We start from the raw sequence: 13,009 nt of genomic DNA on the forward strand, positions 1-13,009 counted from the left end.
TCAGCCCTCCTGATGCACAGTCTCGGTGAAGACCGCCGGCGCTGCGAGACCGCTGATGCCGTTGATCCGCAATTCGGTATAGCTTTGCCGGTGGCCCTGCCTCTTGAAATAGTGTTTGCGGCGCCGGAATTTGATGATGCGGACTTTGGGGCCACGCCCCTGGGATTTGACGGTGGCGGTAACACGAGCGCCGTCGACATAGGGCGCGCCCACCTGGATTTGGTCGCCGTCAGCCAACATCATTACCGTGTCAAACTCCACGGAAGCGCCTTCCTCGACTTCGAGTTTCTCAACCTTGAGGGTCTGGCCCTCAGCTACCCGGTATTGTTTGCCCCCGGTTTTGATGACAGCGTACATATTTCTCGATCCTGATTATCCTGAATGAGCCGTTAAGGCAATAAGGGGGCGGATTTTAGTCGCACACCCGGACAAGGTCAAACGCATTCCAGGCTGACGAGAACGCAATACCCGTCTTGACCCTGCCGGAGCTAAACCGTAGCATGGTCAATGTTTTCTCCAGATTCCGCTAATTCTCATGGATATTGAACACATCCGCGCACCTATCGCGGACGATTTACAGGCTGTCAATCAACGGATTCGCCGCGAACTGCATTCCGATGTCGTTCTGATCAATCAGGTAGCCGGTTACATCATTGACAGCGGCGGCAAGCGCCTGCGGCCAGTGACCGTGCTGCTGGCGGCGCGCGCCTGCGGTTATCCTGGCGACCAGCATATTGCCGCCGCAGCGATTGTCGAGTTTATCCACACCGCGACCCTGTTGCATGATGACGTGGTGGATGAATCCGATCTGCGACGCGGGCGGGAAACCGCCAATGCGATCTGGGGCAATCAGGCCAGCGTTCTGGTCGGCGACTTCCTCTATTCCCGGGCATTCCAGATGATGGTCGGCATCGGTTCCATGCGGTTGATGGAAATCATGGCCGATACGACAAACACCATCGCTGAAGGCGAAGTCATGCAATTGCTCAATTGCCATGATCCCGACACCACGGAAGAACGCTACTTAAAGGTGATTCACTGCAAGACCGCCAAGCTGTTCGAGGCCGCTGCGCAACTGGGCGCAATTCTGGCCGGTCGACCGCGCGAAGAGGAACTGGCGCTCAGCCGCTATGGATTGCATCTGGGTACGGCTTTCCAATTGATTGATGACGCTCTGGATTACAGCGCTTCCAGCGCGGAACTCGGTAAAAATATCGGTGATGATCTCGCTGAAGGCAAGCCCACCCTGCCCCTGATTCACGCGATGCGTCATGGCAGTCCCGCCGAAAGAAAAATTATTCGCGAGGCCATTCAACGAGGCGGATTGGATCAGATCGAGTCCATCACGCGAACTATTGAGTCAACTGGGGCCTTGGATTATACTGCCTCTCTTGCCATGAAAGAGGCTAAGAGAGCATCTACCCAGTTAGAGCGGTTTCCGGTTTCGCCTGCGAAAGATGCCTTGATCGAATTGGCTGAATTCGCGGTTAAGCGTCGTTATTAAGTCTCTTCTCAAACATCGGGGTGTAGCTCAGCCTGGTAGAGCGCTGTCTTCGGGAGGCAGAAGTCGCAGGTTCAAATCCTGTCACCCCGACCAAAAAAGTAACCATCCCCCGGCAGAGCCGCACAGGGCCGCTCCAGCGGCCCGCGACTGGTCAGATCGCGCCCACGCTGGAGCATGGGAGCGATCTGATTTCATGGTTGCCCATCTTCATCCAAGGCAGGAATCCTCTCCATCAACGCAGCATTTGCGCCTGTCGTCCACTCTGACCCGGATCCAACGACCGCGTTAACCCAACCAGGGTTAGAAATTCACTGCGATAACCGAAGGGATCGGCGCCGCGCGCATCACGAGCTAAGGCCAGCACCTTGTCATAACTGAAGCTGCCGGTATAACGCCCCCCACGCAATTTTTGCCCGAAACCGGCCACTGCTGCGGCAAAGCGAAATCGTTCACTTGCCTCCCGCCAACTGCCGATCATTTGATCGCGTTGAATCGGCCATTCCAGCAATTGGCTGACCTCGCTGTCCGGCTGCTTGTAGCGCAACCGCAGGAAGGCGATTTCATCGCCGTGGGGCGTCGCATCAGTCGCCGGTTGGCCATAGCGCAGCGGTTCGGTCAATGCGCCGCCGCTGTCTTTCAGGGCGATTTCGTAGAGAGCAGTCACGGTATGTCCCGCGCCAATGTCGCCTGCGTCAACGGCGTCATTGCTGAAATCTTCCCGTCGCAACATTCGGTTTTCGTAACCGATCAGGCGGTATTCCTCGACCTGCGCCGGGTTGAACTCGATTTGAATTTTCACATCTTTGGCGATCGTCAACAGGGTGGCGCTCATCTGTTCAACCAGCGCTTTGTTGGCTTCCTGCAAGGTGTCGATGTAGGCGTAGTTACCGTTGCCAGCGTCGGCCAATTGTTCCATTAGCTGGTCATTGTAGTTTCCAGTTCCAAAACCGAGGGTGGTCAACGCTACGCCGCTTTTCCGCTGGGTCTCCACCAGATCCTTCAACGCCTCGAAATTGACTGTGCCGACGTTGAAGTCACCGTCGGTGGCCAAAATCACCCGGTTGATCCCACCGTCGACAAAGCCTTCCCGCACCAGATTGTAAGCTAATTGAATGCCTGCTCCCCCATTGGTCGAACCACCGGCGCTCAACCGATCCAGCGCAGATTCAATTTTGGCCTTCTGATCGCCGGGCGTTGGCTCCAACACCATGCCCGCCGCGCCAGCGTAAACGGCGATGGCGACCTTGTCCTCAGGACGTAGTTGCCGAACTAGTAATTTCAGCGCTGGTTTGAGCAACCCGATCTTGTCAGGCGAGTTCATCGAACCGGATACGTCGATCAGGAACACCAGATTGGCTGGCGGTAGTTGAGTTTTGGGTAGATCGTAGCCCTTGACACCAATCGCCAGTAGCAGGGTTTTCGGATTCCACGGCGTCGGCGCGAGTTCTGTGCTGACCCGGAAGGGTGGCTGGCGACCCTCCGGCAAGGGGTAGTCGTAGTCAAAATAGTTGATCAATTCTTCAACGCGCACCGCATCTTGGGGCGGCAGGCGCCCTTCATTAAGAAAGCGCCGGACGTTGGCGTAGGCGCCGGTATCGACATCGATGCTGAAGGTCGACACCGGTTGCTCGGCGGCGCGTTTGACCGGGTTATCTTCCTGATGGGCATACTGTTCCCGGTCAGTAGGTTCGCTGGGCGCGCGCAGGGCATCTAGGCGTCCCTGCCCGACAAAGTTGCTAAATTGGGCCACTCGTCCCGCTTCCCCTGCAGCTTTTGCTCGTTCCACGGATACGGCCTGGCGCTGCGGCGCGAGAGCGGGACTTGCTGGCGGGGGAGGAGCAGGTTGCGGTTTTGCTTCAGCTAGCGGTTCTGGCATTGCCGCGTCACGCTCTTCCATTTGGCGTTTCGCTGCTTCACGGGCGGGCTGCGCCATTGGTTTGGAATCAGCCGCGGCTGATCCCGCTGGTGATTCCGCATTAGGCGAGCATCCTGTCAATAGGATGACGACAACGGTAGAAAGAGCAATCAGTAAGGTTCGATTCATGATGTTCTCCACGGAGAATTGAGAGTTCATGCAGGGCAATCGCGCTATGCAGCAGCCGGACTGGGTTGACCGAAGAGGAGGCGCAACCGATAGTCATCATTGAGGGCGGCGCGGAGTTTGCGGCGGCGGAGGCTATCGCGTGAGGGACCATTATGACGTAGCCCATTGAGGGCGATGCGGCGGATGAGGGCTAAGTTCTCGGCCGAGTGATCAGTGCGTGTCCGACACGCATCTTCCCCAAACTGTACGTCCAAAACCCAGTGCTGTTGGTTTTCGATACCCCAGTGCCCGCGCACACGGGCAGCAAACCGTTCTAGATCGGTGAGCGAACAAAGAAAGTAGCGATGTTCGGTACTTGTTTGGTCGCCGATGATCCGGATGGATTCCACCCGGCCGACGGTTTGGAGTCCGGCCCAGTCCGGTTTCGCCTCCAGCCAATCCATTTGGTTGCTGAGCGTATAACGACGGATCTCGATCCGGCCGTGATCCTTCTCAAGGGTTTCCTAGATCGGTAGGCGCTCGCAGGCCACTTTGGTATCCAGCCAAAGCTGGACGTCCTCACAACGTGTTGGATGATTCTCCTTCAGCGCTAGGACGTCATCAGCGCCCGCATCGATAAGCATTTGGGCAATGGCTTTTTGACAGCCCATTGCATCGATGGATACCACCGCACCCTGCAGATCAAGCAACGCCAACAAGTTGGGAATCGCAGTGATTTCATTGGATTTCTCAGCGACTGCCTGCTGGGCCAACACCCAACGGGCGTGTCCGGCAAAGGCACTCACTCAATGTACTGCCGGGCTCTCGCCGTCGCGACTCCCACGCCCGGTCTTGCCATCCACACCGATCTGCTCACCGGCGAGATTCGGTAGTGCGGCGGTCGCCCCTGTGGTAAAAGCCGCCCGGAACGCTTCCGGATCAATCCGTCCCATCACGTCGCTCAACGTATCGTGCGAGGGAATCCCGTTGGGCAGATCCAGAAAACCTCGCAACCAGGCCTCTTTTTCTTCCGCAAACGCCTCCATCCCCACCCAATCCTCCACGCCACTGAGTATGGCACAGAGCACCATTATCAAACTATCCTGCAGGGGATGCAGTTTGTTCCGGGTCACCCGTTGGGGGTCGGGAAGATGGGCAAAATACGGGCGGGGGTCGAGTAAGCACGGTAACATGAGGGGCATCCACAGTGTGAGTTCTTACCACTACATACAGTCACTTCGCCATTTATCAACCCCCCACATAGCGCGATTGCCCTGGCCCGCGAGCCCATTACCTTGACCAAAATCGGGCTTACTAGTTATCCTCTTTCGAATTGCCAGCTCAATTGCTGCGATATCGTTCTGCACCGTGAACTTCTCCGCTATAGTTTTTGGAATCCCTAATCCGCTATCACATATGACCATTGCCAACCTATGCTGTTCGCGGAAAGTTGTAACTTGAATCTACCCTGCCGCCCCTCCGGCATGAACCAAGATATTGCCAGCCAACTCATTTAGCGCCCACTCGAATGCCTGAGGCACTCCTTTGCCGAAAACAAGCTGCTGTAGGCAGATATCTACCGCCTTGTTGACAAGGCTGTTTAGCTGGTTATCGTCATTGAGGCGGTACAGTGCCAAATGCATACCCGAACCAGAATCGTCGAAAGCTCGATACTTCCTTGGATCGAGATAGTGAAGCCAAGAATTTGACGTGAACAGCGACGCTACATCGCTATTGCTCGGAGGAATGACTTCGAATTCGATTCCGGCATCTTTGTAGGCAGTCACTTCTGCAATGATTGGGACAATACCGTTTGGGTAGACTTTTTCGGTTCCCGATAGATCAAGAAGCAATTCTGAGTAGCCTCTTTCGCTAGTGGCGTTGAAAGCAGCTTTTCGAAAATCTATTGTTGCTGCCCAATCGACCTTCTCGCCAAAAATCAGGCGATTGTCTCGTCGGTTAACACTTCTCGGTCGCCGGTTTATCGGTTTCTTAATCTAACGTGAAGCCTCAGCGGCGCGGCCTTATCGCACGTTCGCTGTAGGCGCTTGTTGGGGGTGCAGCTTCTTTCAATTTGCATCTTGCGTTTGGCACAAGCCTTGTACCAGCCGTATTCTATAGTTGTTTGAAGGGCAACGGTGCCCTTTTTGAGTGACTGCACTAAGCTAAGCCTCTCCTGCATATCGTCTTCCAGCCTCGGATAGTTCCTCAAATGAGGTTTCGAATGTATCTGGCAGGCATTCAATTGGTGTAAAGAACCATCGAACATGCGGATTTTCTATCTCTAAACGTTGCCAGAAATCTGGTGTTTCGACCACAAAATAACCCGTGTCTCCGGCTGTTACATGATTTAAGTACCTAATCGAGTAGTTGTTTCCGTAGACTTGCTGGAAAACCATCAGCATGGAGTGTTGAGCAGAAATTTCATTTCCTCTAGGAATGGGTAGGATCTTGTCATGGTATGTGAACTTCATGAGTTGAGCTTCTTCATCCCAGACTAGCTGAGTGTTTTCATTTGATAATTCGGCCGCCTCAAAGAACCGCTCCATCATGTCATTTTCCGCTTCTTTCCAATCAACAATAAGTAAATGTGGATACTCAAGAAAATCATCAAATGGGAAGGCATCATTGTCGCGACTGGTGATCTTGTCGAATGGATGCATTGTGGTTCTCCCGAAGAAGTTTAACGTGAAAGCTCGGATTTTTCTTTGTTTGATCAAATGGCAGATAATTTTGTGCCGCCTTTGAATTTTTAGAATGCAGTATTCGAAGCTTGTTTGAAAAGCGACAGTGCCTTTTTTTGGGGACTGCACTACGCTAAATGTAATTGGTGCTTCAATCTTCCGAAATTTGCCTTCTCCCAACGTCCAAGCTCAGCGGCGGCGGAACGCTGTCCGCTGAAGCGCCTTGTTGGGCGCAATTGCAAGGAGATGCCGTCAAACATGCTTTTTCTCTCTGGCCACCTCCGAGACAAAGTTCGCTATCGCATTTCTTGCGCGATGTGCCGACCTTGACGAATAGACCAAGCGCGCAGCTGGATCGGTGCCAGCTTCCGGATTGTCGAAGGCGTGGTGTGTTTGGGTGTAAAGCTCGAAGCGCACGTCATTTCCAGCCGCATCCATCTCGCTGATGACTGAATTGATCATTTCCATCGGCGATACTTGGTCCTGTGTTCCTTGGAGAATCAAGACAGGAGCCTTGATGCGGGTACCTGCCCCCGGCGCAGCAGTCTTCAGTAGCGCAGAACACAAAATGATGCCCGCGACGTCTGCGCCACTACGGGCGTAGTCCAACGCAATCATTCCTCCTGCGCTGTACCCAAGGCAAATTACGGGTGTTTCCGATGGGACCTCTTGTTGAAGCCGCGCCACGCACGCGGCAAGCGCCTCGACGCCTTGAGTTCTATTTTCCAGCAGGCGCTTCACCATCGGGCCCACTTGCTCCGGACTATCAGGATTGAAGCCGTTACCGTAAAGATCGGCAACAACCACGGCACAGCCCAGCTCCACCAGATACTCGGCATGATCGCATGCAAGGACACTTTGGCCCCGCCAATCTGGCAATAGCACAATCGCGGCAGTGGGCACGACGGCTGACCCTTTGTACATCGCGCCTGCGTAACGCTGCTCACCAACTGCGTAATCGAAACGGTTGCTTCTCGGATCACTCATCCAGACTTCCTTCCTAAGTTTTTAATTGCAATGGGGACTCGGGTTTTACGCCCAACGACAAACATCAGCCGACCGCAAAAGCGTCGCTTCGCTATGCTTTTGCGGTCGGCTGATGTAATTGTTATATTTGATATTTTCATTAAAACCCTTGACAATAAACGCCGTTATATTGACAATATTAAAAGATAACATTGACAAGGAGCAAATTGATGGTTGGCGTTAGAAGTCGTGGGGAAACAATCCGACAGTTCATTGTTGACAATGTTTCTGCGCACCCAACTTCAATTGTAGCTCTTACATCCGAGAAATTCGAAATATCGCGGCAGGCCGTTAACAACCATATACAACGGTTAGTCACCCAAAGGGCCTTGGTTGCAGAGGGCAATACGCGGAATCGTGTGTACAAACTTCACCCAGACATCGTCACCTCAGAGAGTTTTCAACTATTGGGTTTAGAGGAAGACTTGGTCTGGCGGGAGTTTGTTCTACCGAGGCTTGGAATACTACCAGACAACGTCATTGACATATGGGGCTATGGTTTCACGGAAATGCTCAATAATGCTATTGATCATTCCCAAGGTCAGCATGCCTTCGTTTCTATAGAAAAAAATCCTGCATTTACGCAGATTTCGATCACCGATGATGGAGAGGGAATATTTCTGAGAATTCAACGCCTCATGGGGCTACATGATGAAAGGCATGCCGTACTTGAGTTGGCAAAGGGCAAGCTGACTACTGACCCCAAAAACCATACCGGAGAAGGTATCTTTTTTTCCTCAAGAATGTTTGATGAATACGCGATTTTGTCGGGCGGAATCTACTTTTCACATGAATTTAGCAAACCGGAAGACTGGATCATGGAACGGGAAAACCCCAGAAGCGGGACAACGGTTTTTATGCAGCTATCCAACAACTCTTCAAGAACAGTAAAATCTGTATTCGACAAGTATGCTTCCGGTAACGAGTATGGATTCGATAAGACCGTAGTACCTGTAAGCATGGCTCGGTACGGTAATGAGCTTTTGGTGTCCAGATCACAGGCCAAAAGATTGCTTGCTCGCGTTGATCGATTCAAGATCGTTATTTTTGATTTTTCAGGAATAGACCAGATTGGCCAGGCTTTCGCGGATGAAGTTTTTCGGGTTTTCAAGAATAAACACCCCGAGATGCAACTCTATTTCTCTCAAGCAACACCTATGGTCGAAGACATGATTATCCGGGCGCTTCGCTCTGATGAAATATAACGTGGTAGCTCAGGGGCGCGCAGCCGGCTTGCCGGCGGAGCGTCCCACTGGAGCGGCGGGTTGGGCGGCGGGGTCACACCATTACCTTGAAAGTGCGCGCTCGATCTGAGCCACGACGGTGTCAAGTCCGTTGTGAGTATCTGCGGCCAGTCGATCGGCGAGCGCAGGTGAGTACCGCAGCAACATTTGCTTGTCCAGATCATGCCAAACGGGCAGCAGAGCTTTCTGGCCGCTGTCGGTCTCTCGTGCAACGAGGCCGTCCAACTCTCGCTGGGGCCATTCCTTCTCGAGAAATCGGGGGCTTAGGATAACGATACCGAACCGACACCTAGCCAAGCCATTGTCGATCTTTCGGCGAAGACTGTCACCGAGGGTCAACTCAGCTTCGTCGAACCAAACTGATAGGCCGCGTGCCTTCAGTGCTTCATATAGGGGCCGAGTGATCGCTTCCTTGTCTTTCGAAGCATGTGAAATAAAGAGGTCATATAGTCTCGCTAGCAGTGATCCCTACATTCCAAGGGATGTATTTTTTAATAATTTATAAAAATCAATTATATGACGAATATTTTAGTGAATTTCTCTATTAGCAGGACAATAGGAGGCTGGTTCTCTGGACAAGGCAGGCGTCGGCGTCCTGGGCTGTGCCGGTCCTATGTACGACGACCCATGCGCCCGGATTTGAGCTGCTACTTTCAGCCATGAAGCGTCGCCTTCACCCATGTTGACCCAGTAATGCAGGAATTCGCTGACTAGGACAGGATCGAGCCCGACCTTGCGTCCGGCGGCCAGGGCATCGGCTTCATCGAGTTCGCGAGTCCAAAGCTGGGTTACTTCGAGAAGGACGTCCCGAAACTGCTCTTGCTTTCGACGAATCTGAGCGAGCTTCTCGTCCGAAATCGGCATGATTGACTCCGAGATTTATTCAAAAGCTGTGGGTTATGGCCTTGATAAGCGGAGCGCGAAGCGCTCCGCTTATCGCTAGCCTCAGCCGCCGCCCAAAGTGGCGCGAGCGAAGCGAGCGGCGCTTTGGGCGGTCGGCTGGAGGCATTCGTTAGGGGTGCAATTGTTTGTACACAGCGAATATGTGATTTTCAATTTCGGCATACGCTCGATTGATAAAGCCGAATAGTTCTAAACCATTTGCACTCGCAATCATATCTGGTTCATCATACGGGTTGTCGGGTAAGTGGACGGTCGCAAATGATCTAACATTAACAGGCCGAATGGAATCCAAATGCACTGATTCAAACTCACCCATTGTTACCATCATTGGCAGCCGACGGTGCTGCAAAACGTTCCTCAATTTGTTCAAGTACGAATACGTTTTTTCGCCCCTAAAAGAACTAATAATAGTTGCTATGCTACTGTTATTAGTTGTTAATTTTTGATCGATACTCTTATATTCAATATCTTTTTCGTTGTAATTATGCAAGCAAACGGATGCGACTTCTTGAGCAAGCATGTCTAATGCAGATCTTAAATTGTTTATAAAACCGAATACATTTTCATGGAACTCATGATCAAATGGAGTGCGCATCTTTTGTTGTATATTTTGGTTTGGGGAATTTGAAAGGCTAAACGGAGAGTACCATTTTTCCTTAATCAAATAGTCTAAAGACTTCTTCGCCGACTTCATCCGCACCCCTACAGAATGATGTCGTAGTGCAATACTTTTTTGAAGTTCTGATGAACAGTTCTGTCTTATCTTGCCTAAATAAAGTTTTTCATCAACAGAGGATGACCATTGAGAAAGCGAAGGAGTGTAACTAGCGATACTCATAAGAGTAGGGCGCCAAGTTTCTTTTTTTCTGTACAGAGATGCCTTACAACTCGGGCATTTCGCTCCTTCGGGAGTTGTAAGAAGTTCCCACTCTTTATCATCGAATCCCGTTGTCTGTCCACAGCATGGGCAACGAAAGAATGCATAATATGTATCGCAATTATTGCATTTATGACCCACACCACCGAACGCTAATTCCCTTTGTGATTTCTTGGTAGCTTTAACGATTTCATTGCAATGAGAACAAGGAAACTCTAGCCAGAAATCTCCTAAGCTTTCCGAAAATGGCTGAAGTATTATTTCGTATCGTTCCATTGCGATATCATCAAGCCCCTAACGCCTAGTTAACCGGCAGAGCGGAGCCGGCCTGCCGGCGGAGCGGTTTGCAGCGGGGCGTAAAATTTGCGGAGCAAATGCCCCGCTGCAAACTGTCCGCGTTGAACGCCTGGTTAGGCATTTACCGAAATATTGCTCTGTGCCTATCAATAGCCATATTGAGTTGTTTATTTACCGCCGCAATGAGCTGATATCTTGACGCTACATATAAGTCGATCAACTCAATGCCTTTATCATCCAAAGGTTTAAAATCGTGATTGTTTCTGGGGCCCGTGAGCTCTTCGGCATTTTCTGCATCCTGAATTGCAGATAAAATTGGTTCCCGCAAATCAGGATCAAAAAGGTGGCTTTTGGCTTCATATTCAGCCTTAACAAAATGATAAGCCTCTGCTTGTGCAGATACGTATTTAACAACGAGTTGAAAGACCTCCTCTCTCGATTTTCCTTCCTTCATCGCCCATTCGATATCGTGAGTCAAATAACTCTCTGGAGTTTCTACAGTAACAATCCGATGCTTTAGCTCTTCTAATTCATTTAACGTCTTTACGTGAACATCCCATTTTTTCTTTTCTTTCTCTAGTTGTCTTGAATTTCTGATGTTCCAATAGGTTACAAGTAGATTCACTGCCAGGGCAATGAGCCCTGTTATCGCGGGCAACCATTTAACAAGATCTGGATTCATATTCGATCTCTTTTAGCATTGAGCCTAACGGGGCGCGAGCTGAGCGGAATCGGTCTAATACCGGAGAGCGCATAGGCGCTTGCAGGTGATTAGGCCGATTACCGCTCCAGCGAGTTGATAGGCGGAGCGCGCAGCGCGACGCCTGCAACTCGCGTCGAGCGAAGCTCGGCTCGCGCCCCGATAAGCGGAGCGCGAAGCGCTCCGCTTATCTTTTGAGTCGACAGAATGAGCTGATAGGACGCTGTACAGAATCCACATATTGCTTTATGCTGACTTTCTGTGTAGCACTAATCCCGGCATTCTTGTCTCATCCGAAAAATAAACGTTAGTCTATGATCAACGCGCTGTCAACTCCCTCGGACACCATTCGGCGCTTTTGGGACCGCTATCTGGAAATACTCCATAAAATAGGCATTAAGCCGCCCGCTGACCGTTGGTACGTCATTCATGCTGAAGCGTACATCAGAGCCTCTCATGGCCGACGCCTAGCGGAACAAACGCCTACCGACGTTGACTGCTATCTCTCCGAGTTGGGAAGAATAGGCAGAATACGTGCCTGGCAGTTTCGGCAAGTCGTCAATGCTCTACAGAAACTGTTCGAGTTAGTCGGCGTCCCATGGCTACAAGAAGTGGACTGGGATTTCTGGCGGGATTCCGCACAAACCTTGCAGTCTGACCATCCGACCATCGCTCGGGCTTCCGGCCAATCGGTAACCCCGCTACCCAACACCGCAACGCTTGACTCTAAAAGCGGCGTCAAACAGGATGCAACCCTGATCGACCGTCTGGTAACGGTGATTCGGCAACGAAATTATTCAATCCGCACCGAAACCGCCTATCGATCATGGGTGGAGCGATTCCTGGCGTTCATTCAGCATCGTGATCCGCGCACCGCCGGTGCCACCGCAGTGGTTTCATTCCTGGAAACACTGGCTGTGCAGGGTAACGTCGCGGCGAGTACGCAGAATCAGGCGCTTAATGCCCTGACATTCTTTTACGACCAGGCGCTTGAGCAACCGTTGGGCGATTTAGGCAGTTTCGTTCGGGCTAAGCGCCCGAGCCGGTTGCCGGTCGTTCTGACGCGCGGGGAAGTGCAGCGGTTGCTCGATCAAATGGAAGGAACCCACCGCTTGATGGCTTCCCTGATGTACGGTACCGGGATGCGTTTGATGGAATGCCTGCGACTGCGCGTCCAGGATGTCGATTTCGCCTATGGTCAAATCCTGGTGCGCGATGGCAAGGGCCAGAAGGATCGGATTACGCCCTTGCCGCAAAAACTGATCGAGCCGCTCCGCGCGCACCTGGAAAAAGCCCAAACGTTGCATATAAAGGATTTACGTCAGGGCTACGGCGAAGTTTATCTGCCCTTCGCGCTTGCGAAAAAGTATCCAAATGCTGCAAAAGAGTGGAGATGGCAGTATGTCTTTCCGAGCGGGCGCTTATCTGTCGACCCCCGCAGTGGAACCATTCGTCGTCATCACCTGCACGAAAACAGCTTGCAAAAAGCCGTAAAAAAAGCTGCTACCGCCGCCCGCCTGGTCAAATCCGCCAATTGCCATGCGTTGCGCCACAGTTTCGCTACCCACTTGCTGGAATCCGGCTACGACATCCGCACCGTCCAGGAATTACTGGGCCACAAGGACGTAAGCACCACCATGATTTATACCCACGTCCTGAATCGCGGTGGGCGGGGCGTCGTCAGTCCCCTGGATACGATCTGACTGGCCACCCTCGCCCGCTTGCGGGCGAGAGAAGCGAACGGTTAACGC

12 protein-coding genes, 1 tRNA gene and 1 pseudogene are annotated in these 13,009 nt (G+C 52.0%); 4 read left to right on the forward strand and 10 right to left on the reverse strand.

From position 1 onward, the window contains the following. Positions 1–357, reverse strand: a complete 357-nt coding sequence (gene rplU, locus H6973_08055; protein ID MCP5125578.1) for a 50S ribosomal protein L21 — start codon at positions 355–357, stop codon at positions 1–3. Between the two features lie 178 nt (positions 358–535). On the opposite strand from rplU, the gene ispB reads away from it, so the two are divergent. Both ispB and H6973_08065 read left to right on the forward strand, forming a co-directional pair. Next, positions 536–1,504 carry an octaprenyl diphosphate synthase gene (gene ispB / locus H6973_08060; GenBank protein ID MCP5125579.1) on the forward strand — a complete coding sequence of 323 codons (969 nt, stop codon included), beginning with the start codon at positions 536–538 and terminating at the stop codon, positions 1,502–1,504. A 16-nt stretch (positions 1,505–1,520) separates the two neighbouring features. After that, positions 1,521–1,597, forward strand: a tRNA-Pro gene (locus H6973_08065). Between the two features lie 139 nt (positions 1,598–1,736). On the opposite strand, the gene H6973_08070 is transcribed toward H6973_08065, so the two are convergent. The 5 genes and pseudogenes from H6973_08070 to H6973_08090 form a co-directional block, all read right to left on the reverse strand. After that, complete coding sequence (locus H6973_08070) at positions 1,737–3,548, reverse strand: VWA domain-containing protein (GenBank protein ID MCP5125580.1); 1,812 nt, start codon at positions 3,546–3,548, stop codon at positions 1,737–1,739. Positions 3,549–3,592: 44 nt separating this feature from the next. Then, a pseudogene (locus H6973_08075) lies at positions 3,593–4,720 on the reverse strand (ISAs1 family transposase). 270 nt (positions 4,721–4,990) lie between these two features. Beyond that, a complete protein-coding gene (locus H6973_08080) occupies positions 4,991–5,380 on the reverse strand; it encodes a hypothetical protein (GenBank protein MCP5125581.1) in 390 nt (129 codons plus the stop codon). Positions 5,381–5,692: 312 nt separating this feature from the next. Further along, positions 5,693–6,190, reverse strand: a complete 498-nt coding sequence (locus tag H6973_08085; protein MCP5125582.1) for a hypothetical protein — start codon at positions 6,188–6,190, stop codon at positions 5,693–5,695. Between the two features lie 273 nt (positions 6,191–6,463). Beyond that, positions 6,464–7,198 carry an alpha/beta fold hydrolase gene (locus tag H6973_08090; GenBank protein ID MCP5125583.1) on the reverse strand — a complete coding sequence of 245 codons (735 nt, stop codon included), beginning with the start codon at positions 7,196–7,198 and terminating at the stop codon, positions 6,464–6,466. A 209-nt stretch (positions 7,199–7,407) separates the two neighbouring features. Between H6973_08090 and H6973_08095 the strand changes: the two genes are divergently transcribed. Further along, a complete protein-coding gene (locus H6973_08095; GenBank protein ID MCP5125584.1) occupies positions 7,408–8,442 on the forward strand; it encodes a DUF4325 domain-containing protein in 1,035 nt (344 codons plus the stop codon). Between the two features lie 81 nt (positions 8,443–8,523). Here H6973_08095 and H6973_08100 read toward each other — a convergent pair whose 3' ends face one another. The 4 genes from H6973_08100 to H6973_08115 all read right to left on the reverse strand — a co-directional run bounded on the left by H6973_08100 (position 8,524) and on the right by H6973_08115 (position 11,240). Then, a complete protein-coding gene (locus H6973_08100) occupies positions 8,524–8,943 on the reverse strand; it encodes a toll/interleukin-1 receptor domain-containing protein (GenBank protein MCP5125585.1) in 420 nt (139 codons plus the stop codon). Between the two features lie 66 nt (positions 8,944–9,009). Continuing rightward, a complete protein-coding gene (locus H6973_08105; protein ID MCP5125586.1) occupies positions 9,010–9,345 on the reverse strand; it encodes a hypothetical protein in 336 nt (111 codons plus the stop codon). 148 nt (positions 9,346–9,493) lie between these two features. Continuing rightward, the gene (locus tag H6973_08110; GenBank protein MCP5125587.1) at positions 9,494–10,537 is read right to left on the reverse strand and encodes a hypothetical protein; all 1,044 of its coding nucleotides are present in this window, start codon (positions 10,535–10,537) and stop codon (positions 9,494–9,496) included. A 142-nt stretch (positions 10,538–10,679) separates the two neighbouring features. Further along, positions 10,680–11,240: a hypothetical protein gene (locus tag H6973_08115; protein MCP5125588.1), complete on the reverse strand. Its 561-nt coding sequence runs from the start codon at positions 11,238–11,240 to the stop codon at positions 10,680–10,682. A 332-nt stretch (positions 11,241–11,572) separates the two neighbouring features. Between H6973_08115 and H6973_08120 the strand changes: the two genes are divergently transcribed. Further along, positions 11,573–12,961, forward strand: a complete 1,389-nt coding sequence (locus H6973_08120) for an integron integrase (protein ID MCP5125589.1) — start codon at positions 11,573–11,575, stop codon at positions 12,959–12,961. Positions 12,962–13,009: the final 48 nt, after the last annotated feature.

The organism is Gammaproteobacteria bacterium (genome assembly GCA_024235095.1).
Taxonomy (GTDB): Bacteria; Pseudomonadota; Gammaproteobacteria; order Competibacterales; family Competibacteraceae; genus UBA2383.